This is a genomic window from Paenibacillus sp. J31R120, from assembly GCF_056269225.1.
The window spans coordinates 1,310,146-1,334,198 of the sequence record NZ_JBWDNN010000001.1; the positions used below are offsets into that span (position 1 = coordinate 1,310,146).

19 protein-coding genes and 1 riboswitch are annotated in these 24,053 nt (G+C 47.4%); of the genes, 15 read left to right on the plus strand and 4 right to left on the minus strand.

Annotation, left to right across the window (positions count from 1 at the left end):
* Window positions 1-124 precede the first annotated feature (124 nt).
* From AC0YNW_RS06040 to AC0YNW_RS06050, 3 genes are all read left to right on the plus strand, one after another.
* Window positions 125-1,108 (plus strand): DUF2268 domain-containing putative Zn-dependent protease, encoded by a 984-nt coding sequence (locus AC0YNW_RS06040; RefSeq protein WP_475831153.1) that lies wholly within the window; start codon window positions 125-127, stop codon window positions 1,106-1,108.
* A 343-nt stretch (window positions 1,109-1,451) separates the two neighbouring features.
* Window positions 1,452-2,270 carry an acyltransferase domain-containing protein gene (locus tag AC0YNW_RS06045; protein ID WP_475831154.1) on the plus strand — a complete coding sequence of 273 codons (819 nt, stop codon included), beginning with the start codon at window positions 1,452-1,454 and terminating at the stop codon, window positions 2,268-2,270.
* Between the two features lie 35 nt (window positions 2,271-2,305).
* On the plus strand, window positions 2,306-3,703 hold the full coding sequence (locus AC0YNW_RS06050) for a DUF1565 domain-containing protein (protein WP_475831155.1): 1,398 nt from the start codon (window positions 2,306-2,308) through the stop codon (window positions 3,701-3,703).
* Window positions 3,704-3,813: 110 nt separating this feature from the next.
* On the opposite strand, the gene AC0YNW_RS06055 is transcribed toward AC0YNW_RS06050, so the two are convergent.
* Window positions 3,814-4,665 (minus strand): aldo/keto reductase, encoded by an 852-nt coding sequence (locus tag AC0YNW_RS06055; RefSeq protein ID WP_475831156.1) that lies wholly within the window; start codon window positions 4,663-4,665, stop codon window positions 3,814-3,816.
* Between the two features lie 173 nt (window positions 4,666-4,838).
* On the opposite strand from AC0YNW_RS06055, the gene AC0YNW_RS06060 reads away from it, so the two are divergent.
* Window positions 4,839-5,732 (plus strand): AraC family transcriptional regulator, encoded by an 894-nt coding sequence (locus AC0YNW_RS06060; RefSeq protein WP_475831157.1) that lies wholly within the window; start codon window positions 4,839-4,841, stop codon window positions 5,730-5,732.
* Window positions 5,733-5,846: 114 nt separating this feature from the next.
* Here AC0YNW_RS06060 and AC0YNW_RS06065 read toward each other — a convergent pair whose 3' ends face one another.
* Window positions 5,847-6,395, minus strand: coding sequence for a TetR/AcrR family transcriptional regulator (locus AC0YNW_RS06065; protein ID WP_387479422.1), 549 nt, complete (start codon window positions 6,393-6,395; stop codon window positions 5,847-5,849).
* Window positions 6,396-6,579: 184 nt separating this feature from the next.
* Here AC0YNW_RS06065 and AC0YNW_RS06070 point away from each other — a divergent pair, with 184 nt between their 5' ends.
* The 6 genes from AC0YNW_RS06070 (at window position 6,580) to AC0YNW_RS06095 (ending at window position 12,110) form a co-directional block, all read left to right on the plus strand.
* Complete coding sequence (locus AC0YNW_RS06070; protein WP_475831158.1) at window positions 6,580-7,620, plus strand: NAD(P)-dependent alcohol dehydrogenase; 1,041 nt, start codon at window positions 6,580-6,582, stop codon at window positions 7,618-7,620.
* Between the two features lie 2 nt (window positions 7,621-7,622).
* Entirely contained in the window at window positions 7,623-8,828 is a 1,206-nt protein-coding gene (locus AC0YNW_RS06075) for a multidrug effflux MFS transporter (RefSeq protein ID WP_475831159.1), read from the plus strand.
* A 16-nt stretch (window positions 8,829-8,844) separates the two neighbouring features.
* Window positions 8,845-9,243, plus strand: a complete 399-nt coding sequence (locus AC0YNW_RS06080; protein ID WP_387479206.1) for a (R)-mandelonitrile lyase — start codon at window positions 8,845-8,847, stop codon at window positions 9,241-9,243.
* A 176-nt stretch (window positions 9,244-9,419) separates the two neighbouring features.
* Window positions 9,420-10,496, plus strand: coding sequence for a DUF418 domain-containing protein (locus AC0YNW_RS06085; protein WP_475831160.1), 1,077 nt, complete (start codon window positions 9,420-9,422; stop codon window positions 10,494-10,496).
* Window positions 10,497-10,556: 60 nt separating this feature from the next.
* On the plus strand, window positions 10,557-11,702 hold the full coding sequence (locus tag AC0YNW_RS06090; RefSeq protein WP_475831161.1) for a VanZ family protein: 1,146 nt from the start codon (window positions 10,557-10,559) through the stop codon (window positions 11,700-11,702).
* Between the two features lie 45 nt (window positions 11,703-11,747).
* A complete protein-coding gene (locus AC0YNW_RS06095) occupies window positions 11,748-12,110 on the plus strand; it encodes a YxeA family protein (RefSeq protein ID WP_475831162.1) in 363 nt (120 codons plus the stop codon).
* Window positions 12,111-12,261: 151 nt separating this feature from the next.
* Here AC0YNW_RS06095 and AC0YNW_RS06100 read toward each other — a convergent pair whose 3' ends face one another.
* The gene (locus tag AC0YNW_RS06100; protein ID WP_475831163.1) at window positions 12,262-12,837 is read right to left on the minus strand and encodes a dihydrofolate reductase family protein; all 576 of its coding nucleotides are present in this window, start codon (window positions 12,835-12,837) and stop codon (window positions 12,262-12,264) included.
* A gap of 215 nt (window positions 12,838-13,052) precedes the next feature.
* Here AC0YNW_RS06100 and AC0YNW_RS06105 point away from each other — a divergent pair, with 215 nt between their 5' ends.
* From AC0YNW_RS06105 to AC0YNW_RS06120, 4 genes are all read left to right on the plus strand, one after another.
* On the plus strand, window positions 13,053-13,760 hold the full coding sequence (locus tag AC0YNW_RS06105) for a response regulator transcription factor (RefSeq protein WP_475831164.1): 708 nt from the start codon (window positions 13,053-13,055) through the stop codon (window positions 13,758-13,760).
* Window positions 13,761-13,762: 2 nt separating this feature from the next.
* On the plus strand, window positions 13,763-15,190 hold the full coding sequence (locus tag AC0YNW_RS06110; RefSeq protein ID WP_475831165.1) for a sensor histidine kinase: 1,428 nt from the start codon (window positions 13,763-13,765) through the stop codon (window positions 15,188-15,190).
* 132 nt (window positions 15,191-15,322) lie between these two features.
* Window positions 15,323-16,042, plus strand: a complete 720-nt coding sequence (locus AC0YNW_RS06115; RefSeq protein WP_475831166.1) for a suppressor of fused domain protein — start codon at window positions 15,323-15,325, stop codon at window positions 16,040-16,042.
* A gap of 20 nt (window positions 16,043-16,062) precedes the next feature.
* Complete coding sequence (locus tag AC0YNW_RS06120; RefSeq protein WP_475831167.1) at window positions 16,063-17,085, plus strand: hypothetical protein; 1,023 nt, start codon at window positions 16,063-16,065, stop codon at window positions 17,083-17,085.
* 512 nt (window positions 17,086-17,597) lie between these two features.
* Here AC0YNW_RS06120 and AC0YNW_RS06125 read toward each other — a convergent pair.
* Window positions 17,598-19,421: an APC family permease gene (locus AC0YNW_RS06125; protein ID WP_475831168.1), complete on the minus strand. Its 1,824-nt coding sequence runs from the start codon at window positions 19,419-19,421 to the stop codon at window positions 17,598-17,600.
* A 132-nt stretch (window positions 19,422-19,553) separates the two neighbouring features.
* A riboswitch (cyclic di-AMP (ydaO/yuaA leader) is annotated at window positions 19,554-19,710 on the minus strand.
* A 412-nt stretch (window positions 19,711-20,122) separates the two neighbouring features.
* Here AC0YNW_RS06125 and AC0YNW_RS06130 point away from each other — a divergent pair.
* The gene (locus tag AC0YNW_RS06130; protein ID WP_475831169.1) at window positions 20,123-24,049 is read left to right on the plus strand and encodes a hypothetical protein; all 3,927 of its coding nucleotides are present in this window, start codon (window positions 20,123-20,125) and stop codon (window positions 24,047-24,049) included.
* The last annotated feature ends 4 nt before the right edge of the window (window positions 24,050-24,053 follow it).

Sequence of the window (24,053 nt, forward strand, 5' to 3'; positions counted from 1 at the left end):
TCTTCCTATTTTTTTCATAAATCAAGAAAATATTTTCCTATAATTTAGGAGGAGTTATCGTTATTTTGGCGAAATTATTAATTGTATTAATAAGTATGAAAATATAGATAGAATGGAGAACAAGATGAAGAAAACAATCACCTTATTATGTATGCTCTCATTGCTACTATTGTCTAGCTGCACAACCAACGATTCTAATAAGGTTATAGAAAATTTGAACGTTCCTAAGCCAATGGTGGTCGAATTTACTCATCAAGATCGAAAATTTGAAATCATACCGCTGTATAAAGAAGTACTTCATTACACGGCTTCCATTAAGGAAGATCCTTCTCTAGACAATAAAGAGGAGCATTACAATAAAGTGTTCACCCCTTTCTATAATTTGACAAAGAAGAGGAACTTGGGTTTGTCCAAAGATATGGATTCTTATTTTACGCCGACCCTTCTGGAGCAACAATTGGAAGACAACACGATAGAATTGCTTCACAATCAGGACAACATAAATTCTTTAATTAAGGAAGCGATTATATCCTCTTTAGAACTGCTTAAAGGGGGAAATAAAACAATCTTTGTTATGCCGCTTAACCCGGATAACACAACTCATGTTCAAGAGATGGGGGGTGTAACAGGTGCTGCGCTGAATCAGAATGTCATTTTATTGCATGTTGATCCTGCATTTTCAGAAGCGTTGCTAAAATATACAGTTGCACGTGAATATAATCTTACCGTCGCTTTGGAAAGCCTCGGTGCGCGCGATTATACATTAGTGAATTCCGTCATTCTTGAGGGGAAAGCAGATACTTTTGCCTCATTGATTTACCCGGATCAGACAGTTCCATGGACCGAAGCTTTATCCGCTGACTCGGAACAGATTGTCTTGGATGTGATTAGAACATCTATGAAATTGGAAGATTTCACATCGGTATACCAGGAATTGCATCAGGGGAATTATAACAAGGGGATCCCTATGTGGTCGAGTTATAAGTTAGGCTTTACCATCATGGAAAGCTATTTACAAAATAATCCTGAAGTAACGGTTAATAAATGGACGCGATTTAAAGCGGAAGATATTGTTAAGGGCAGTGACTACCAAGATTTATTGCGGTAACTCTTAACCTTTGGAGAAGCTTGAACGGTGGGCCAAATCAAGTGAATACGCCTTGCTGAAAGCCTTTGATTTGCTTTAATCGCAAGTCTGAAAACTTATAATTAATTATGTTAAATATATTGAAAAGCGTGGTCTCCTATGGACTGCGCTTTTTTTGCTGGAGCTTGGCTAATATCGAGTGGATGTTAATTATTTGATCTCATTCATTTTTACGACGCAGCTATTTAGATTTTAGGTTGACGGCGAGTTATTCAAATGAGACTATTTGTCTCAAGCAGTTATGTTATACGAATCAAACGCATCAACAGAATCTAACAACTACATCTATGCGATTAGGAGAGCGATGAGTTTCATGCATATAAGGGAGTTTTGCAACGGAATCAAGTTAGGGGAGGCAGCAAGCCGGATCGTTGCTGATTATCGTATGAGTGAGCGTGAATATACGGAGTTAGTACGACATTTTCAGACGAATCGGTATGCGTTCTTCCAGCATGTCACGGGTGTTGCTGGTTACAGGCAACAGCTGCTTTATCTATTTGTTAGACTTGCCATCGATGCTTATGAGGAGTATCGAGTGCGGGGAATCGCAGATAGCGTATATTTCGATACTTTTTCAGATATACGGATTTGGAGCGAGGTGTGCTACCGGGGTTATGGTGAGTATGGCATTGAGGAGTACAACTGGCTGCAGGAGCATGTCCGGCTTCGTCTGTTTCGGCTGGGTCGATTGCAATTTCAGCCCATTGCTATTGAAGGCGATCTGAAGGCTGGAGGCCTGACAGTGGAGAAGAATCAGCTCGTGCTGAATGTCCACATTCCAGAAGGGGACCCGTTAGCTCCGCAAGAAGTTGTTCATTCCTTTTCGTTAGCCCGTGATTTCTTCAGAGGCATCCCGTCCGTTTTTGTTTGCCAATCTTGGCTGCTGTACCCCGGTCTTGATCAAATCCTGAAGGCCGATTCGAACATTCTGCAGTTTCAGCGGCTGTTCCAAATTTACGAGATCGATGAGGCTTCTAAGGAAGCCGAGCAACGAATCTTCAATCGAGTCGCAGCAGATCCATCCGAATATGGCGAGGAAACGAGCTTGCAGCGTGCTGCAAAAGCGTACTTACAAGCAGGTGGCAGGCTTGGCAGGGGCAGCGGCATCTATGTACCAGTTTGATTAGAGTGGAGTATTAAGGATGTGGGTATCGTATCATGAGCAAAAAAAAGAAATCGATTATGATGTGGACTAGTCTTCTTATACTGTTGTCGGCAGGTGCCATTTACTTCATGACGGGGATAGATGCTAATGACGCAATAGATTCTGTCACGGAACAATCAGAAGCGGTGAGTGAGACGCTGGCAATGGATTATTATGTCTCACCGCAAGGTAAAGACACCAATTCGGGAACTAGGAATGCGCCGCTCGCGAGCATCCAAAAAGCAATTGAATTAGTGAAGCCAGGCTTCTCTGTTATCCTTCTTGAAGGTGTATATCACCAAACAGTAAGCATCGAAAAATCCGGATCGCCAGAAGAGGGGTACATATCTCTGTGCAACGAAAAGGGACATACGGTCATAATGGATGGCAAAGGCGTACAGCAAATAGATGATGGAGCAATTAGCATCAACAATGCCAGCTTTATACGTGTGTCAGGACTTGAAATACGCAACTACGATACAAGCTCCGCAGATGTCACACCTATCGGCATACATGTGAGCGGAAGCGGCAGAAATATTGAGATTACAGGCAATCGCATTCACGATATGGGGACCACTGCGGGGCAGAAAGCAGGCGGCGGCAATGCACACGGCATTGCCGTATACGGCAACTCGGAAGCCCCGCTAAATCAGATTGCCATTACCCAAAATGAGTTGTACAACCTGAAGCTGGGAGCCAGCGAAGCGATGGCGATCAATGGCAATGTAGACGGCTTTCGGGTAGAGCAGAACATCGTGCATGATAACGACAATATCGGCATTGATATTATCGGGTTCGAAGGTACCGCACCGAACCCTGCCCAGGATCAGGCACGGAACGGTGTGATTCAAGAAAATCAGGTGTACCATATCTCTTCATATGGCAATCCCGCCTATGGCAACGAATACTCAGCCGCTGGCATCTATGTGGACGGTGGCAAAGATATCAAGATTATCGACAACGACATACACGACAATGATTTCGGGATTGAACTGGCAAGTGAGCATGCCGGAGGCGCGACTTCGAATGTTGAGGTGTCACTTAATCGGATTTATAACAATAGTGCTGCAGGTATTACGCTTGGCGGCTATGACGAAGATCGAGGACGAACGGAAAATTGTATCATTAAAGAAAATACGTTAACGGAAAACAACGCCAAGCGACTTGGCTATGGTGAAATCAATTTGGCCTTTGACACAAGGAACAATGAACTCAGCAACAACAACATCCAAGCGAATGAGGATGGTCGAATGATCACAAACGAGTTCACCCAAAACGAAGGGAATATCGTTGACTTTAATCACTATAGCACCAAAGCTCAGGCGTATTGGATGTGGAAAGGCGAAGAATTTGATAATTTCCATGCTTATCAGTCACAGACAGGCAATGATAGGCATTCCGATTTGAGCTGAGAAGGATTTGGTGCTTGTCTCAGACGGGCACCTTGATTTTTCTCCCACTTGGGATCGAATGGATTCCCCAGCCCAATGTAACTTCTGAAGCTTAGCTCCGAGCACAATCGTTAAATATCGAGTTTCCTCGTACCGATCCATTTCACCATTTCAGGGTCTCGATGTGAAAAAAACAGACTCTGTTTCGTATCAAGCGCAGCAATAGACTTCATATCTTCATTGTCTAAGTCGAAATCGAAAATATTGAAGTTTTCGACAATCCTTTCTTTACGAACCGACTTTGGTATGACAACAACATCTCTATGTGTCAGCCAACGCAATACGACCTGAGCAACAGATTTTTTATATTTCTCAGCGATTGCAACCAGCACCTCGTTCTGAAACAAGTTATTTTTTCCTTCCGCAAACGGCGCCCAGGATTCGATTTGAACATTATTTTCTTTCATAAACGTTGAACTTTCCATCTGTTGGTGGAAGGGATGTGTTTCCACTTGGTTTACTGCTGGAACAACCTCATTATGAATGATCAAATCAATGAGTCTGTCCTCGTGAAAGTTGCTTACGCCAATTGCACGGATCTTTCCTTCACGATACAGCTCCTCCAGAGCACGCCAGGAGCCATGCACATCGCCATAAGGCTGATGAATCAAATACAAATCCAGATAGTCAAGCTGCAATCTTCTTAGCGATTGTTCAAATGCCTTCTTTGTTCGCTCATAACCCGTATCTTGAACCCATAGCTTTGTAGTAATAAATAACTCTTCACGTGATACGCTGCTCCGCTTTATCGCTCGCCCAACCGCTTCTTCGTTAAGATAAGATGCAGCAGTATCAATCAGGCGATAACCAGCCATAATAGCGTCATAAACGCTTTGTTCACATTCATTTGCATCCGGAATTTGAAATACGCCAAAACCTAGAATCGGCATCTCAACACCATTGTTCAACGTTACTTTTTGCATGATAGAATCCTCCTGTACACTAATGACTGCTGACCTCCTTATTATGCGCTTGTTGTTAAAGAGACAGTTATCCCATTTCTATCAATTGTTTGCCTAATCCTCTCACTGCTCTTATGTATCCAATGGATATGGGCTATAATCGAATTGTAAAAATGACGGGGTGGGAGGAACCAATGTCTGATAGGATCGAGAAGCTGCAGAATGAACTGTTCCAGATCATTGAGCGTTATTCAGAAGGTGACGGAGTACACTCCACGGCAATTCCATCTTTATTTTTCATTCGTGTCTCGAATGTTGACGTTCCAAGACATGGCGTTTACAAACCTTCTTTATGCATGGTCGTTCAAGGTGCAAAGGAAGTGTGGCTGGCACAGGAGCGTTTCAGATACAGCCCGGCGGATTATCTTGTGGCATCCGTTCACTTGCCGGTTTTAGCTCAAGTGACGGAAGCAACCCCTGACGCTCCATACCTGGGGTTCAAGCTTGAATTTACTCCTAGTCAAATCGTAGACACGATACATGAAGCAGGATATGGAGAGGATCTGAGCGGAACTCCTGAACGAGCTATGTTTGTCAGCCGGATGGAATCGTCTTTGTTGGATGCCGTCCTTAGATTAGCTCGTTTATTAGATCGTCCCAAGGATATTCCGGTGCTTGCTCCGTTATTTATGAAGGAGATACTTTACAGGGTGCTGGAAGGCGAGAATGGACATGTTTTAAAGCAAGTGGTTATGGAAGGAAGCTCGCTCCATCAAATGAAAGAAGTGATCGAGCACATTATAAAGCACTATGCTCGTTCTTTCCGGATTGAAGAACTAGCCGAAATAGCGAATATGAGTGTTTCGTCTTTTCACAGGCATTTTAAAGAGGTAACGGCGATGAGTCCGATTCAATTTCAAAAACAACTGAGGCTTCAGGAAGCGCGGCGATTGCTATTAACGGAATCAGCAGATGCCACTGATGTGGCATTTCGAGTAGGGTATGAAAGCCCGTCACAATTTAGCCGTGAGTATGCTCGAATGTTTGGCTCTCCTCCGAGACAAGATATTAAGCGGTTGAAAGCCTAAACTGCAATTCAGTAATTCACCAATAAAACAAGGGACAACTTATCGAGTTGTCCCTTTGTTTATCGCAGTCAATTGAACCCTATGAGCCTTCCATTCATCTATGCTGATGGAGCATTATAAGCTTCTCTCCAACAAAGTCCCAATTTGCTTGGCCATCACGCGAGGCGGATAGGGCATTCCCGATCGAATCCACCATTCAATGACTCCTACATAAGCGGTACCGGCATATTGGAGGATGACATCATCCATTAAGTCGGTATTTCTTCCGCTTTCCCGGTCGATCTCGCCTTTAAAGCCTCTCATAAATGAAGCAAGAAGCCGGGTTCTGAACGATGAAGGAACGCCTGTACTTGCCAACATCGTCGAAAAAAACAAATAGTTTTTCTCGAAATATTCAAAGTAAGGGACAAGGGCATCGACCCAATCCAGGTCGCATGCCCATTCATCCATCGCTCCTAGTTCATGGAGATGAGCTTCGATTAGCTGGTCCAATAAATCAAATTTGTCCTGATAGTGAAGATAGATGGTCCCGCGATTTACGTTGGCCCGGTCTGCGATATCTTGAATGGTTATGTGATCAAAACTTTTTTCAGTCATGAGTTCGACAACCGCATTTTTCAAAGACTCCTGGGTTTTAAGTATTCTCCGATCCATTTTAACCACAGTATCCCACCACACTTTTCGAATTAATTGACAATTTCCGCTGATCTGTTGATATCTCAACAGAATCCGTTTTTTTAACCATTGATTGTTTGCGCCTCTTTCCATAATAATAGACACATGTCGATTAATCAAATCTAGTTGATTAGCCGAAACCTATTCAGTTATGGAAAAGGAGTTTATGCCTATGTGCAAAACATACGCTTTACGTGTTCCAACGGCGAAAGCGCCTTTTGAAAAAACGACGATTGAAAGAAGAGCGCTACGTCCTGATGATGTCTTGATCGATATTAAGTTTAGCGGCATTTGCCATTCTGATATTCACAGTGCTCACGGGGACTGGGCGGGAGGAATATTCCCAATGGTGCCTGGTCATGAGATTACAGGGATTGTAACGGCAGTAGGAGAGAAGGTAACGAATTTTGTTATAGGCGATCGAGTTGGCGTAGGATGCTACGTGGACTCTTGCGGAGAATGCGAGTACTGCCTCCGTGGAGAAGAGCAGTATTGTACCAAAGGGCATGTAGCCACCTATAACTCATTGGATTATGACGGCAATCCTACTTATGGCGGTTACAGCCAAAAGATTGTCGTTACCGAAAGATTCGTGGTGCATATCCCGGCCGGCTTGGAGCTGGATGCAGCCAGCCCGCTTCTATGCGCGGGAATTACGACTTATTCTCCGCTCAAACGCTGGAATGCCGGTCCAGGAAAAAAGGTAGCCATTCTGGGAATGGGCGGTCTTGGTCATGTTGCGATCCAGTTTGCGCATGCGATGGGCGCGGAAGTTACCGTTTTAAGCCGGGCCAAAGATAAGGACCAAGAAGCACGGGCTTTTGGTGCGAATGATTACTTTTCAACGCTGGACCCAGAGACCTTTGACACGCTGGCAGGCCGATTCGACCTCATTCTGAACACGGTATCCGCTGCTATTGATGTTGACGCTTATTTATCGCTGCTTCGCGTAGATGGTACGCTCGTTAATGTGGGCGCACCGGCTGAACCGAGTCAATACCAGGTGTTCTCTCTTATCATGAGTCGCCGCAGCATTGCGGGCTCCTTGGTCGGCGGACTTCCGGAAACGCAAGAAATGCTGCATTTTGCGGCCAGCCATGGGATAACTCCTCAAATTGAAGTCATTCGTGCCGAGCAAGTGGATGAAGCTTATGAGCGAATCCTGCGCAGTGACGTGCGGTATCGATTTGTGATCGATATATCCACTCTGTAAATATGAACAATAAAATCAAAAATCTATCGCTTCGACTGGCATTGATTCTGGCTGCATTTTCCGCGCTTGGTCCCTTTACGGTTGATATGTATCTTGCGTCGCTGCCGCAAATGATGGATGCTTTCGAAACGAACGCATCCCTGATCCAAGCAAGCTTAACCGCTAGCCTGTTAGGATTAGGCTTGGGCCAGCTAGTTATGGGACCATTAAGCGACAGTTACGGCAGACGGAAGCCATTGCTGATCGCTATGATTTTTTACATCGTTTCATCGTTGGCTTGTAGTTTCGCGCCCAATATTGAAGTCTTTATCTTTTTGCGTTTCATTCAAGGGGCTGCCGCCTCGGCTGGACTTGTCATATCCCGAGCGATTGCTCGGGATCGATATAGCGGAGTCGAACTGACGAAATTTATCTCCCTGCTTACTTTAATCAGCAATGTTGCACCTTTAATTTCCCCTAATGCAGGAAGTGCTGTTACATCATTTAGCACATGGACCAGCGTGTTTATCGTTCTGGGCGTGTTTGGAATCCTATTAACAGGGCTCACAGCATGGGGCATGAAGGAGAGCTTGCCTGTACAGCATCGCGTCCCAAGCCATTTCATGACACTGATCAGGAACTATAAGCGACTGGTTTGTGATCGGATGTTCATGGGATATGCTCTCGTTAACGGTATCTTATTCGCTGGTGTATTTGCATTTGTTGCTGGAACTCCATTTATTTATCAAAATATATTCGAGGTATCACCGCATCAATTTTCACTCTTATTTGCTTTGAACGGCCTGGCTATTATGATTGGATCGCAAGTCGTTAAACGAGTGGCAGGAAAGCTGAAGGGAGGCAGTCTATTGCGAATGGGATTAACGTTATCCTTTATTTCCACAGCTGCTCTCCTCATTGTAGTATTATGGAAGGGATCCTTATGGATGATCTTTGGTTCTACTTTCATGTTTGCGGTATCTATTGGCATCGTGGGACCGGTTTCGGTTAGCATGGCGATGGAACAGCATGGAGGAATAGCAGGAAGCGCCTCTGCCGTACTCGGCAGCTTACAATATGCTTTAGGCGCAGTTACATCTCCGCTAGTAGGCATTGCAGGCGAGAATTCTGCCATCCCTTTTGGCATCGTTATTTTTACAACCAGTGTTCTGGCCATCCTTTCCTATCTTGTCTTCATCAGGAGAGCAAGGACAGAATACGCAACTTAATCGGAGGGATGAAACAATGGAAATTAAACGAGTGGGATCGCAACCTTCAGGTAAAGGAAATTCTGATTATTTTAGCGGCACTGTTCGAGTTGATCCGCTGATTGAGGCAGCCGATCCTGCTCGCGTAGCTGCGGCTAGCGTTACGTTCGAGCCAGGAGCACGGACCGCATGGCATACTCACCCTCTGGGCCAGACTTTAATTGTAACGGCAGGCAAAGGGCGGGTTCAACGCTGGGGAGGCCAGATCGAGGAAATCAGTCCAGGTGACGTAGTCTGGTTCCCGCCAGGCGAGAAGCATTGGCATGGAGCGTCGCCCACTACAGCTATGACTCATATCGCCATACAGGAACGACTTAACGGTCAGGCGGTAGAATGGCTGGAAAAAGTCAGCGACGAGCAATATTCCTCTTCCTAAAATCAAAAAAAATGCTGATCATCTATGATCGGCATTTTTTATTTGCTATTGAAGTCGTATCCAGCACAAGAAGTGATCTAAGCATTGTTTAAGGTTCTTGTAAGGTTGGCATAAAGAGGGTGTAAGCTGCGGGAACTACACTGAATTAGCTTACATCTTTGTCGGGAGGTTTACGTATGCAACAACCATCGATTATGCCAAATGAAAGAATCGGTTCGCTCGATATGATCCGCGGCCTGGCGCTGTTCGGGATTCTGCTGATTAATGTCGGCGGCTATCGCGTCATAACAGAAGGCATGGAGATGCCCGCAATCGCCGGGGCTGACGCCATCATCCAATCGCTTATTACCGTATTGGTGCAAAAAAAGTTCTTTTCCATCTTTTCGTTTCTATTCGGAGCTGGATTTTTCCTGTTTGCTTCGCGGGCTGAAAGCCGCGGCGACAAACCGCGACGGCGTTTTGCAAGAAGACTGACTGTTCTGCTGCTGATGGGCATTGTGCACATCTTTATATTTTGGGGCAGCATATTGCCGATGTACGCGATTGCCGGGTTTCTGCTGATCCCTTTTTACAGGGCTAGCTTGTCGACCATTACACGGTTCGGGGGCGTGCTGCTTGCGCTTCATCTTATGGCGAATTCATTCATGCTGTGGCTGCCGAACCCGGCGCCAGCGGTTGCCGGGACGGCCGGCTTTCTCGCAAATGATTCGGTTACGATCTTTCTGATGTTTCTATCGGGCTTCCTTGCCGCCAAAGCGGGATGGATCGGTCGAACGAGCGAGCATCTGCGCTCGATTCGGAAGCTGTTTTTCCTGCTGCTGCCGATTGCGGTCGGGCTCGCGGCGTGGACATGGGTGGCGTCCATCAACGATAACCCGCAGTTATCCTCCATTGTCGCTTTTGGAGCGGTTCCCTTAACTTATTTCTATCTTGCCGGATTGTTCTGGCTGCTGGAGAGTCGCTTAATCGCCGCTGTGCTTAGCCCGGTCGCCAAGGTGGGGCGTATGGCGCTTACCAATTATGTGGCTCAGAGCTTGATAGGGGTGGCCCTGCTGAATGCATTCGGCATCGAACTGCCGACTCCCGGGCAAATCGTATGGGTTGCGGCAGCTATTTATGCCATTCAAATGGCAATCAGCGTCGTATGGCTGCACTTTTTCCGAATGGGGCCGCTGGAGAAGCTGTGGAGAGCGCTGACCTACGGCAAGTCAGCCCGGAAGCGACAGAAGCGTTCAATTGCAAATGGCGCATAAAAGATGCCAATCTTAACCATATTGTTAAAATCAATCCGCAAAACAGGATAAGGTGATGGAATGTCTTTTTATACGCAGCCGCTGCTAGTGGCCGTTCTGTTCTCTATTTTTCTCGGGATGCTGCTGTTCGTGCCATGGCTCATTTACAGCTATCGAAAATACGGCTTCTTCAGCTCATGGGCTACCGTGGTCATGTTTTCGTTTATCTATTATATGATTTCAGCGTTGTTTCTCGTTTTGCTGCCGCTGCCCGCTTCTTACGACACTTGCGCGCAGCAAGCGCCGGGCACGGAATATTATTCCCTGATGCCGTTTACCTTTATGACGGATATGTTGAAAGACGGCACCGTCGTATGGTCGCAGCCGGGCACGTATCCGCAAATTCTTAAGCAAAAAGCGTTTTGGCAGGCCGCTTTTAACATGCTGCTGCTTGTGCCGTTCGGCGTCTATCTGCGCTACTTTTTCCGTGAGAAACGGCATTGGAGAAGAGCGTTTGGCCTTGGCTTTTTGCTATCGCTGTTTTACGAAGTGACGCAATTGACCGGAATTTACGGGTTATACAAATGCCCTTACCGCTTGTTTGATGTCGACGACCTGCTCTTGAACAGTACGGGTACATGGGTCGGTTATATGATGGCGCCGATTGTGCTGGCATTGTTCCCCTCCAGGGCGAGCTTGCAAGCGAAAAAGGAAAGCTTCGAGGAAAAAAGACATGCGGCTCCGGTGGCACAGTTGCTTGCACTGCTAGTCGATTATGCGATCATCCGGTTCAGCTATTCCTTGACTACGGGGATTGTGACCGCTAACGCTTTTGCCGAAGCGACGCATGTTACGATCGGATTTTTGGTCATGTTCGGGGTTGTGCCTTATGTCCTGAAAGGCAAGACACTGGGGAGCAGCCTTCTGCGGCTCCGTCTGACGGATCGCGAGGGACGGCCGCCGACGCTCAGGTCTCTTCTGAAGCGGACGCTCGCTCTATATGTGCCATGGCTGTTATCGGGAATGTTCGGGGCTTTGACCGATATGTCGTTGCCGTACGGTTCTCCCTTTTATGAATACGGCGTATGGCTGCAGATTGTATTGTTTTTGATAGCCACCATCATGTGGGCAGCGCTGTTTGTGCATGCGCTTATCGTTGTTTTGCATAGGGGAAAACGAAGCTTTTATTTTGACTATGTTGCCGATCTTCGCTGCGTCAAGCGTTAGAGTCGCACCGGTTGGCTGGTTTAAGAAGAAGGGAAGAGGAGAAGGATGAGAAGCTCAAATTTAGCATGGGTCGTTATCGCGATTATCGGGGGATGCGCGTTGCTGGGACTGATTACGCTGCAAACTCTCAATTTCAATCGGTTGGGAGCCGATGCTTATTATACGAAGATTGAAGGTGCGGGAGCGAAAGTGAACGAAGATATGCCGGATGACTATATCCGGTATGCCTATGAGCTTCCGTCGTACAAGGACGACGGGGAAGTGGCTAAGCTGCCCTTTACCGCAGCGAAGCAGCTTCGGGAAGGAGCATATCTTAAGCTGTACGTCAAGGAAGGGAAAGGCGTCACCTCTTATCAGGAAGTGAGTTTTGATGATATTCCCGAAGCCGCGCAAAAAAGGTTCGGATAGGCGAGCGGATTGCGTACTAGGTGGAAGAAACCTCTAAGTCGCTTGTGTTAAATGCTAATGTTGATTTGTGACCATAAGAAAACCGCCTTTGTGAAAAGGCGGTTAATTGAGCTATCGTCTCCCGTTAGCCTAATCACCTTAAGTGACAGGGTCATCTAACCGTCTGATAAACGAGACCTATAGCTCCAGAATCAAAGGTCTTATTTTCGATTAGCTTAAGATTGATCTTCTCCTCGAGACCTTGGAATAACGGTAATCCCTTACCGATCAGGACGGGAGAAACCGTAATTTTATACTCATCAATTAAATCAAGCTGCATAAGGTGGTGTGCGAACCTAGGACTGCCGAGGATGACCATATCCTTGCCTGGCTGCTGTTTGAGGTTATTGATCTCTTCCTTGATGTCTTCTTTCACGAGTCTGGAATTATTCCATTCGACTTTCTCCAGCGTCGTGGAAAAAACGATTTTGGCTGTCTTTTCAATCCACTCGGCATGATTCCGTTCGTGCTGCGAAGCTGATGGGTTCGAAGGCACAGATGGCCAGTAACTGTGCATCATCTGATAAGTCCCACGCCCCCAAATGACAGTGTCGGCAGTGCTCAGAATTTCTTTCGCATGTTTCTCCAAATCAGCATCGTAGGAAATCCAGCCAATGTCCATTTCACCATTCGGCCCTTCTACAAAACCGTCAAGCGATGCATGCAGAAATAGAACGAGTTTTCTCATTTCAGTTCTCCTTTGTTTATGAGGGATACCTTCATTATACATTTACTGCATTTTAGCATAATTCAAATTGGGTTGTTTCTTATGGATTGCTAATCCCAAACCTGCCCGTTAGCTTAATTAGAATAAATAGAACGTTCGTTCGTAATTATCAAATTTCAACAATAAGGTTTAACAAAGCTATAATAAAAGAAAGAAACGGTTGGGGGTTCGACACGATGACGCCAAATAGGAAGGTACTGATTATCGACGATGAGGAAGACCTTGTCAGACTGCTGGAAACGGTGCTGCATAAGGAAGGGATCGAGCAGATTGTGACGGCTGGAACAGCGCAGGAAGGATTAAGGCAGTTCCGACAGCATGCTCCCGATCTCGTGCTGCTCGATATTATGCTGCCGGACGGGGAAGGGTACGAGGTTTGCAGAGAGATACGAGCCGTTTCGCATATTCCGATTTTATTTTTGTCTGCCAAAACGGAAGAGATCGACAAGATATTGGGATTCGCGATTGGAGGCGATGATTATATATCGAAGCCGTTCAGCCCGAAGGAAGTGGCCTACCGAGTCAAGGCGCAGCTTCGCAGAGCCGCGTTCGGCAAGGAGGAGACGGCTGCCGGACATGTGCTGCGCGCAGGGCCGTTCCAGCTGGATGAGGACAGGGCGGAGCTTCTCAAAAACGGGAGGAGCATCGATCTAAAGCCGAAGGAGCTTGGACTGATGAAGCGATTCCTGCTTTATCCCAACAAGGTGATGAGTAAGGAGCAGCTATACGACACCGTTTGGGGGGAAGAATTTATGGGGATGGACAACACCGTTATGGTACATATTCGTCGCTTGCGGGAAAAAATCGAACAGAGGCCATCCGAACCGGATTATCTCTTAACTGTCAAAGGGCTGGGGTACAAGCTTGTTGTAAAGGATGAATAGCGATGAAATGGAAGCTGACGGGGAGATACCTGGCTTCGATCGTCCTCATTGTCAGTCTGGTTATTGTGCTGAACGGGCTGATGACGATTGGTTATATTGTGGTGAGAGCAGTGAACCAGATGCCCTTTTTTCCCGGCGAGGCAACTTCGCCAGAGTCGTTTACCCGCGAGTTTCAGCGGCATATGCAATTTTCCGGTTCGTCAGCGGGAATCACGGATGAGGGGCAGCGGCAATTGGAGGAGCAGAACGCCTGGATTCAGATTCTGGACGAAAGCGGACAGGTGTTGTATGAATACCGGCAGCCTATGCAGCTCCCGGACCGTTATACTCCAGCGGATATTGTACAGATGTACAAATATCAGGAAGTGAACAAGGATACGACCGTTTTCGTCGGGGAGGCAGGCTTTGAAGATCGCAGGCTCAGCTATTTGGTCGGCATCGAAAACCCGTATCTCGAACGGTATGTATTTTCATTTGATCACCGGAGTTTTCTGATGACGCTGCGCGCGGCGCTGATTGTATTTGCGGTTGATATTTTGATTGCGCTTATCGTCGGATACCTGTTCAGCACAAAGCTTACCCTGCCGCTTCAGACACTGATCGGCGGCATTCGCAGCCTCGCAAGTCAAGAGGCTTATCCGAAGATGGAGGAGCGAGGAATTTATCACGGCGTTTTTCAAAATATGAATCTGCTGTCTTCCCGTCTGAAGGAATCGGAGCGTGAGCGAATAAAACTGGATCGGATGAAAGAGGAGTGGATCGGCAATATTTCGCATGATTTGAAAACTCCGCTATCCTCGATCAAAGGATACGCCGAAATGATGAAGGACCCCGATTACCGTTTTACTTGGGAGGAAATTCGTGAATACGCCGCTATTATTGAAAAGAAGTCGGTGTACATTGAAGAAGTGATCGAGGATTTGAATCTATCGACACGGCTCAGAAATAAGGATTTTTCGCTTGATAGGAAACGGATAAATTTGACTGGCCTGCTCCGTGGTGTAGTCATTGATGTACTTAATGATCAGAGATATGCGGATCGGCATATTGAGTTTCAGACGGATCGGGAGGACATCATGCAGGAAGTAGACGGCATTTTGTTCCGCAGGGTCATTTTCAATTTGCTTTATAACGCCGTTGTCCATAATGACGAACATGTTCGGATTACGGTCAGCCTGGAAAGCGGAGAGCGGACGCGGATCATGATTCGCGATGACGGGAAGGGCATTCGCGAGGAGGAGTTGGAGCGTATCTTTGACCGCTACTACCGGGGGACCCATACGGGAGCAGCGCATCAAGGATCGGGCCTTGGCATGGCGATTGCCCGGGACATCGTTGAAGCGCATGGCGGTGACATCGCAGTATTGAGCGAAGTTGGCAAAGGATCAACGATTGTGATTGAGATTGACGCTTTGACGGAGGAGAACTGATGCCTTGAAAGCAATGGCTGAATCAATCTGGAAATATGGAGTAAGGGACTCTACTCTCATTGTCTAAAATATACAGCTTCGTTATACTAATTCCATTGGGTAGAAATTGGATGAAGCAGAGGAGAGGCGAACATGTCGAAATCATCGGAGTATTCGGAGTCAGGTTACCCGATCTATCGCTACAGCGATAGACAGCGGGAATGGCAACCAGCGGAATACGGGGAAGAAGAATGGGTGAGCAGAATTGAAGAACATGTGCAACGGCATATCGGGGAGATCAATTCCGTATTTCACGAAATCCTATCGGATGTTGTACATATTGACGTTCACATTATTCATCCGACTCCTGAGCGCAACTACTATACGTTGTTCACAACGGGCATGAGCTTTTTGCCTATGAATACGCCAGAAGATGCGGAAGGCTATGAATTTGCGGAATTGATGATCTGCCTGCCTCCGGATTGGCGATTCTCGCAAGAGGATTTAGAAAATCCGGATTACTATTGGCCTATTCGATGGCTGAAGATGCTGGCTAGATTTCCCCATGACTACGATACTTGGCTAGGCTGGGAGCATACGATACCTAACGGAGATCCGGCCGAACCGCTTTCACAGCAAACGAGCATGAGCGGAATCATTTTGTTGCCTCCTCTTGAAGTAGATGAAGATTTTATTTCGCTAGAAATGGAGGATGGGCGGACCGTGCATTTCTACGCTATCGTTCCACTGTACCCGGAAGAGATGGATCTTAAGCTAAAGCATGGCAGCGACCCGCTGCTGGATAAGTTCGAGGAATACGACGTTAACGAGATTCTAGATTTGAATCGTCGCAATACGTGCAAAGCTGACTAGAGGTTTTTGGAGGCATAACATTGGAGCAGGACTTAACTAAGTTTGTAAATTCATTAATTTTAAAACAAATTGATCTTCCTGTGATGTTGGAAAGTGGAAATCCTACTCTATTTGAATTATTTAATACATCATTTATAAAGAGAAAGATGAACAAACGCTTACTATTACCTAACTTTGAAAAAACAGATACAGTTGCAATATTGTCTGATTATGGAGGGGAATCTCCTAATAGTAAATATTACACATATACGTTTGCATTTGTAGACTACGATTATCTCGGTATCTTATATGAGAAAGAGATACTAAAATTACGCACTAAATATGGATTAAACCATCCTTATAAGGAAATCGCATTTAAAGACCTTCATTATGGTCCCATCAAAAGATCATTGAAAGAGTATCTAGAATTAATGAATTGGGCAGTCAATGGGCTCATTTTTACTTTGGTTGTAGAAAAGGATGTAATTTCTGTTTTTGGCCAAAACAATTTGGAGTCACTGAGGCAACTGGTTAATCATCTCGAGAAAGAAAACTTGGGGAAGTGGAAACCTGATACTGCCGAAAAGGTACAGAGAATTATTGGTACAATGGCTTATTTGACTAATTTAATGGTGCCGAATGGAAAAAAGATATTTTGGATGACTGATGAAGATAGCATTATGGCTAATGAAAAATTATCTAAAGCTACAGCGAGAATGTTTAAAAATGCAATACACTCCTTTAAGGGAGCAGAATATCCTGTAGTAGGCTATTCAAAACCGTTTCAAAAAGGGACAGATCCTCTTTTCTTAGATCTTTTAAGTCTTTCTGACTTAGTTGCTGGATCGATTGAGCATTATTATACAAGGAAAACAATTCTAGACAACCTAACAGTTAGCGAAGGAGCTAATGAGGTCTTAATGTGGCTTTCAAATCACGGGCTTGCGTTAAAAAAACAAACTTTTTTAATCACGTACAATGAGGGAGCATATAATGGTGGATTCATAGATTTTAGTTTAAATAATCCATTAGATAATGTTAGATATATTGATGTCACATTATAATAGCCCGACTCACTCCTAATAGTGAATCGGGCTTTTTCTCGTCGATTAGTAGATAGGGATTCGTGCATACTCACATGATACAAAGAGAATTCAAGCTATTTATCCTTAAATTCGAAGGTCAATACAGTTTCAAATACATTAGTTCGCTCCGCTTTCTCAACTAGTACAAAATCAGATTCTTTTTTGGACGAGCTTGTCCCTTTCTTGCCGATCGTGATAATCCCGATTCAAACCGTTTTGTTTAATGTAATCGAGAAATACTCTGAATTCCGAAAAAGTAAGTTTAAAGCTTTTGAATGGATACGGTTCTCCCGTCATAAACAGACTGACTTCAATGGGTTCCATAGGTATCATCTCCATTTTCTCGCTGGACCACACTAACTTGAGTTTAGACGTAACAAGTCTATAAAAAAATGTCGAAGATAATATGCGTACAGAACTGCTAACTTATTCACCTAAAAATGCAACTAGAAAAGCTTGGAAATCCAATCAGGAATCCAAGCTTTTTTCGTTTATTTCTTCAAATGGTACGGTACGGTCGTAATGATGATGTCCTTGCGGTAGAGCAGATGCGTCCGGATCATAAAGCTGCTTTGGTTATGAAGAAGATTATGCCAGCCCTTCTTTGGAATGAACTGAGGAATGACGACCGTTACCTGGTAATTCGACTCATCCGCTTTGCGTTTCACCATGTCGATGAATTTACTGAGCGGTTGGATGATGCTTCGGTATGGGGAGTGCAGCGTGACCAGGCGAACCTCCGGCTTCCACTGGCTCCATTTCTTCTCGAACTTTGATTCTTCTTCCCGGTCGAACGGGATGTAGACGGCGATGATTTGCTCGGCGCCGAGAGACTGCGCATAATTTAACGACTGCTCCACGACATGGGTGATGCCGGATACCGGCACGATGATGACGTTGCCTTTGATCGGAACCGCCGGCTCACATGTGGCAAGACGCAGTTGATCGCCGACCGCTTCGTAATGCTTTTTGATGCGGTGGAACAAATAAACGATGAGCGGCAAAAACACAAGTACCGGCCATACCTGCGCCAATTTGGTGATGAAGAACATCATCGTAACCGTGAAGCTGATAAGAGCTCCCGTCGAGTTGATGGTCAGCTTTGTGATCCAGCCTGCCGGCTTCTCGCGTATCCACTTCACCATCATGCCCGATTGGGACAATGTGAAGGGGATGAATACCCCAACAGCATAGAGCGGGATCAGATGCTCCGTCTTTCCTTGAAAAGCGATGATGAGCAGAATCGACAGCAATCCTAGAATTATAATGCCGTTCGAATAGCCGAGCCGGTCGCCGCGAACGGTGAACATTCTTGGAATGAACTTATCTTTCGCCAGGTTGACTGCAAGCTGCGGGAATGCCGAGTATCCCGTATTGGCGGCAAGTATCAGAATAAGAGCAGTAGTCCCCTGGACGAAAAAGTACATAATATGGCGTCCGAACGTTGTTTCGGCGATTTGCGAAACGACGGTGGCTTCCTCAAGCGGCTTGATGCCATACAAGTACGCGAGCACCACAATCCCCGAAAACAACAGAGCGAGCAATATTCCCATAGCAGACAATGTTTTGGCTGCATTGTTAGGGCCAGGGCTCTTGAAGTTCGGAATTGCATTAGAAATCGCCTCGACCCCGGTCAGTGCGGAGCTTCCGGAAGCGAATGCCTTAAGCAGTAAGAATAAGCTGATCCCTGCGATTGGCGTGCCGATTGGCGTATGCAGATCCGAAGCTACGCCGCCGACCATGATGCGGTATAAGCCGGCTCCGATCAAGATCAATAGGGACAAAACAAACAAGTATACCGGATAAGCCAGAATGGACGCTGATTCTGTCACGCCTCTCAAATTCAGCAGAGTAAGCAGAAGTACGAATACGACGGCAATTGGAACCGTGTATTCATGCAACGAAGGAAAGGCGGACGTAATGGCATCGGTACCGGCTGATACGCTGACGGCTACCGTCAGAATATAATCAACAAGTAGTGACCCGCCTGCCACCAGACCGGGGTATACGCCGAGATTATTTTTCGAAACGACATAAGCCCCGCCACCATGCGGATAAGCGAATATGATTTGACGGTACGACAAAATCAGGGCAGTCAGCAAGATTAACACGCCGATCCCGATGGGGATCGAATACCAGAATGCTGCGGCGCTAACCGTAATGAGAACCAATAATATTTGCTCAGGTCCGTATGCGACGGATGAGAGAGCGTCCGAGGATAAAATCGCGAGCGCTTTTTTCTTGTTCAATTTTTGCTCGCCCAGTTCGTTTGTCTTCAAAGGCTTGCCGATTAAAAAACGTTTAAAAGCTGCCATGTCGTCATCCACTCCATTTTATGAGGATTGCAGCTCAATTCCGAGTCAACGATAAACCTTAATCTCTTCATCGAATGGCAAAAAAACCGCAGGAAAGTAGGGACCTTCCCGCGGTTTCTAAAAAACGCGATGAGTTCCTCTTTCGAGACGCTTACGAGGTTAGCTGACGGATTCAGGTCTGAAAGTAACCTTACGCCGATTGAGACAATCAAGCGATTCACCCCTGGAACGGCAAGCCATTCCGATGGTTCCCCCGTTTCTGCTGCGCAGAATTAAGCGATCAAGGATTCATGTATTTGTGAGCTTACATTGATAAATCTTACTCCTCGATGAGCAGGCTGTAAACAAACAGGGGAGGAAGCTTAACGTGATTTTGAATAACATTCGTCTGAAAATCCGTACATATCGGCTCCAATCTTGACGCCGCGCATTTTTTCATCTTCTTGCTCCTGAATTCAGTAAAAGATTAGGTTTAAGGATCGCTTCATAATTCCCCCTTTTTAAAGGACTGCCATTGGCAGCCCAAGTTCGTCATGCACGGAATTGGCAAGCTCGCAATCTTCCGAAAAATAAATTCCCAAATGTTACTATTTATTGCTATAATTTATAAGAGTACAACAAAAGGGTTTTTTCACAAGTTTTTACATCTAAATGTCGGTAGCCCTTGCGTCTCAGAAGTAAATTCCGAAAGGAGAATGTAGATGGCAAAAACATTTCATTTCCAACTGGTGGAGGGCTATAAGGGCCAAGAACTCACCACTTGGGTGGGCACGGAAAAGGTGGTAACGAAGGCGCATACCGTACATACCCTTCGCACTGCCGCTTCGGGCAACGGGGCGCTTTCGCTGCTCTCGGAAACGAGCCGTAGCCTGTTCACACACTATGCAGAAATTCCAGAAGAGCTGCTTCCGACCGAGCATTTGACCCGTATTCGGGTCACATCGCCCGATCCCAACCCCGACATTTATCTACCTGCGCTACATCACGTGTCGATCCATATTCCCGAGCGGCATCGCAGAAAGTACTATGAGCGCAAAATGGCGCGGAACGGTATATACCACCATCCTAAGCTGAGCGCACTGGGCCTAACCAAATTGGCCAATAGCTTAAGCAATAGCGAGCTCATTCAAGCCTGTGTCGATGCCGAGCTGCTGCAGTCGCCAATAGATACTGCGATCTCGATTCTGTTCTCCAATCCGGAGCTTGCTTCCAACCGGCCGCATACGGCCGCCATTGTGACCAACGATCATATTTACCCTTCCGAAATCGTTAATCCGCAGCAATATAACCGGGTTCGAAATCTGGCAATCATCCTCAGCAAACAAGGCGAAGCCAGCTCGACGGGCGGATGGGCGACTATTACCGATTCCGTTGATAAGGACGGCAACCCGCTTTATTTTGAGTTCGATTTGGCTGATCGCAAAGTAGGCGACCGCGTTTTAGAGTACAAATGGTCGGAAATGACAACAGATGCGGCGACAGCGCCGAACGGCGGAGCGATGCAGACGGCGAGCAACGATACCGCGCTGCAAAACCAGACGTGGAGCGTAAACCAGGGCAAAACGGCGAGCGAGCATCAGGACAACAGCGGCTCCAGCAATGTCACCGTTCGCAGAGCGTACGCTACCGGTGTGGATGGCTTAGAGCCTGCCGCCCCTCAGTTCAAGTGGACGGTAAAGGAGCTTACGCCGAACCACGGGCTGGACGTGAATGCAGGCTCGCTGAAGTTCCATGCGGACGGCACGTTTTCCATCGATGTGAAAAATACGTATTTGCGATCGGTAGGCGCGTTTGCGCAGTTTTTTAACGAGAAAGGCGAGCAAATCAAAAATCCGGAGGGCTGGGAAGAGAAGCTACCGGAATTTATGAGAAGCTGGTTCGAGACGGATTACAAAAAATTTATTACGCCGGTCTCGGCGGTCAACTCGGTGATGGGCATACCGATGCCCACCGATCCCAAAACGCTGTCGTTCAAATTTCCAAGCGATGCGACGAGCCTTAAGCTGCAATTCGGCGGTCTGGGCACGTCTCAGTGGGATAAGGATATAGCACTGGTCGGGTCCCTGATGACGGGCATTATGCAGTACGGCATCCCGACCATCTTCCTCGTAGCGGGAGCGGCGATTACAAGCTCCAAATGGTTTAACGAATTCGTCGACGATTGGGATAACATTATCGCCGTATTGGGCGTTGCTTTCCCAATCGTCGGCGGAGGGGTGGCGACGGCATCTGCGCTTGGTCATACGAAGTGGGCGCTGTCCACCGTAGCCAATGCAGTTGCGGGCATGCTGGTGAAGAAGGGACTGGAGAAGCTCGCACTGAAAATAACGGGCGAAATTACAGCGGCTGCGCTTGCCACTAACATTCCGTTTGTCGGCTGGGCGCTTCGGGCGGCGAACATGGCGATTAATGTTGCGAGCATGGCTGTTACGACGGGCGAAATTATGTCCTCCCCATCGACGCTGGCGGCCACCGTGGCCCGTTCCATGGATCTGGAGTTTACGTTGAAGCCGGACCCTGAGCACGGCGAAGCAGGACATCCGGAGACGGCCGTCTGGCCAGCTGTGTCCCATCACTATCAAGTGACCGTCCAGTACCAGGGCGGAACGAACTTCGTGCTGAAGGGCAAAATGCCGGAGACGACGTCCAGCACGCCGCTTAAGCTTACGTTCGCGGATATTCCGGTCGGAGGCAAGCTGCAAATTATGGCGGGCATCTACTCCGAGAACGGCTGGCTGTGCGGCAAATATCAGGGCGAATGGCTGCCCGCTTTCCCGGACGACGGCTCACCCTCGCTGCGGCTTTCTGGCAGCATTACAGAAATTCTCGTTCCGCTCACGCAGGATACCCAATACAAATATAAGGAAAAAATCGTCTACGACGCTCCGAGTCAAAAGCATATCTGGCATGCGGGCGATTTGCCGACGGCGACGGTGGCGAGTCTCGATTGCAGCAGCGGAGGCAATCGGCTGTGCAAGCCGGTCGGCATGACGCTGAACGGGCAGGCGTACCAGGTCGGCTATGTATGGAGCGCCAGCAGTCAAAATTATTTGGCGCAAAACTTGTCCGTGCTGGCCGATCCGCAGTCACGCTTCAAGCTGTCCGAGACGGCGTTTGCCGTCCAGCCGGCTATCGCTTACGACCAGTTCGGTGTCGAGCCGAAGGAAGGACAGGATCGTGAGGTCAGCCTGAACAACTTTATTGTCGATACGCGCAATAACCAGTTTCACTTGCGCCGTGTCGATCTGATGGACGGCAAGCCGGGCTTCGGCTTGAACGGTCCGAATTTGAAAAGCTGGGGCAAATTCAATTTGTCCAATCTCGACGGAGTCGTTGTGCATCCGGAAGGTGCGGTAATTGCCGTCAGTTGGCGGGACAGCAAGATGGAAATTTTGCAAATTCCCGAGGCGCCGTCGGACGACAACAAGGCGGAGGATGCGCAGATGGTATCGGGGCTCGGCGTGAGGCAAGGGCTACTGAGCGGACCACGGGCGCTGGCGGTGACGCCGGACGGGCGCGTGCTCATTCTCGAAACCGTCAACCAGCGTATTCAGTCGTTCGATACAAAAGGAAACCCGGTGGCCAGCTTCCTGGGCGAAAAGCTGTTTACGCTGCTGGCTTCCGACTATTCCGCCGATTTGGACAAAGGCCAATTTTCCGCGGCGCTGCAGCAGCAGTTCCAAGCGAACGGCTTGACGCATATTTTCGATTTGGCCGGATCGCTGGCCTCCGACTTGAACTCGGGCGTGCTGACCGATTACCTGATTGATGCTTTCGCCGACGAAGGCGTCTACCTAGCGTACGACAAAGAGCACATGAATGATCATAAAATCAGCGCTTTTGTGACGATTGTCGTGCAAGGCCAGCAATGGTTAATTACCGACCCGACGCGCAGCGCCGTCTTCGACATCAAGAAAGGGGGCAATGTGCTAGGCGTCAACCATGCGCTGACAAACGTTGTGGTCGACGTACGTGCCGAGGGCAGTACTTGGGTCGTGGAAGACCGGACCGGCGCCAAGTCTTATTATATAGCCCAAGATGCGGCGAACAGCCGGCAGTTGAATGTGAACCGCTATTTGCCGCACATGAAGCTCTACAATCCGGACGGGCGCACGGATATTACGTACCTCGACGTCGCGGTCGAGGCGAAAGGGTATATTTACGTACTCTCGTATGTGTCGAGCGGCAGCGTGACGAGCAATTACATCATGGATATTTACAACCCCGACGGCTCGTTCCTCGTACGGACACCGAACTCTCGCTTGCAGCCGACTCATCCGCAATATATAAGCGCGGCCAAATTCGTCATCGATGTTTGGCGCAGCGTGTACACGCTCAACTACGAGGCGATCGTCGGGCCTAACAACCGAACGGAGCCGAGCATTAGCCACTGGACGCCGACGCCGCCGTTATTCGATCTTCCGCTGGAGAAGCAGCCGAACTACGACAATCATAACGTGACTGCCGTACAGGCGGATTTTGCGGCGAACGGAATTACGCTAAGCGCCTCCACGCGGATCGAGACGGTGAGCGAAAGCGGCTTCTGGCACGTCATCGACGGGGCCAAAACGTACGATGTCATCCGCAGCGGCAGCAGCCTGCAAGTATACAGTATTCCGGCATCGTAGAAGC

Bases quoted from the DNA above. Each gene is read 5' to 3' on its own strand.
- AC0YNW_RS06095 (WP_475831162.1), top strand. From the start codon at position 11,748: ATGAGAAGCTCAAATTTAGCATGGGTCGTTATCGCGATTATCGGGGGA.
- AC0YNW_RS06130 (WP_475831169.1), top strand. From the start codon at position 20,123: ATGGCAAAAACATTTCATTTCCAACTGGTGGAGGGCTATAAGGGCCAA.
- AC0YNW_RS06075 (WP_475831159.1), top strand. From the start codon at position 7,623: ATGAACAATAAAATCAAAAATCTATCGCTTCGACTGGCATTGATTCTG.
- AC0YNW_RS06070 (WP_475831158.1), top strand. From the start codon at position 6,580: ATGTGCAAAACATACGCTTTACGTGTTCCAACGGCGAAAGCGCCTTTT.
- AC0YNW_RS06110 (WP_475831165.1), top strand. From the start codon at position 13,763: ATGAAATGGAAGCTGACGGGGAGATACCTGGCTTCGATCGTCCTCATT.
- AC0YNW_RS06085 (WP_475831160.1), top strand. From the start codon at position 9,420: ATGCAACAACCATCGATTATGCCAAATGAAAGAATCGGTTCGCTCGAT.
- AC0YNW_RS06105 (WP_475831164.1), top strand. From the start codon at position 13,053: ATGACGCCAAATAGGAAGGTACTGATTATCGACGATGAGGAAGACCTT.
- AC0YNW_RS06060 (WP_475831157.1), top strand. From the start codon at position 4,839: ATGTCTGATAGGATCGAGAAGCTGCAGAATGAACTGTTCCAGATCATT.
- AC0YNW_RS06080 (WP_387479206.1), top strand. From the start codon at position 8,845: ATGGAAATTAAACGAGTGGGATCGCAACCTTCAGGTAAAGGAAATTCT.
- AC0YNW_RS06100 (WP_475831163.1), bottom strand. From the start codon at position 12,837: ATGAGAAAACTCGTTCTATTTCTGCATGCATCGCTTGACGGTTTTGTA.
- AC0YNW_RS06050 (WP_475831155.1), top strand. From the start codon at position 2,306: ATGAGCAAAAAAAAGAAATCGATTATGATGTGGACTAGTCTTCTTATA.
- AC0YNW_RS06090 (WP_475831161.1), top strand. From the start codon at position 10,557: ATGTCTTTTTATACGCAGCCGCTGCTAGTGGCCGTTCTGTTCTCTATT.
- AC0YNW_RS06055 (WP_475831156.1), bottom strand. From the start codon at position 4,665: ATGCAAAAAGTAACGTTGAACAATGGTGTTGAGATGCCGATTCTAGGT.
- AC0YNW_RS06040 (WP_475831153.1), top strand. From the start codon at position 125: ATGAAGAAAACAATCACCTTATTATGTATGCTCTCATTGCTACTATTG.
- AC0YNW_RS06045 (WP_475831154.1), top strand. From the start codon at position 1,452: ATGAGTTTCATGCATATAAGGGAGTTTTGCAACGGAATCAAGTTAGGG.
- AC0YNW_RS06115 (WP_475831166.1), top strand. From the start codon at position 15,323: ATGTCGAAATCATCGGAGTATTCGGAGTCAGGTTACCCGATCTATCGC.
- AC0YNW_RS06125 (WP_475831168.1), bottom strand. From the start codon at position 19,421: ATGGCAGCTTTTAAACGTTTTTTAATCGGCAAGCCTTTGAAGACAAAC.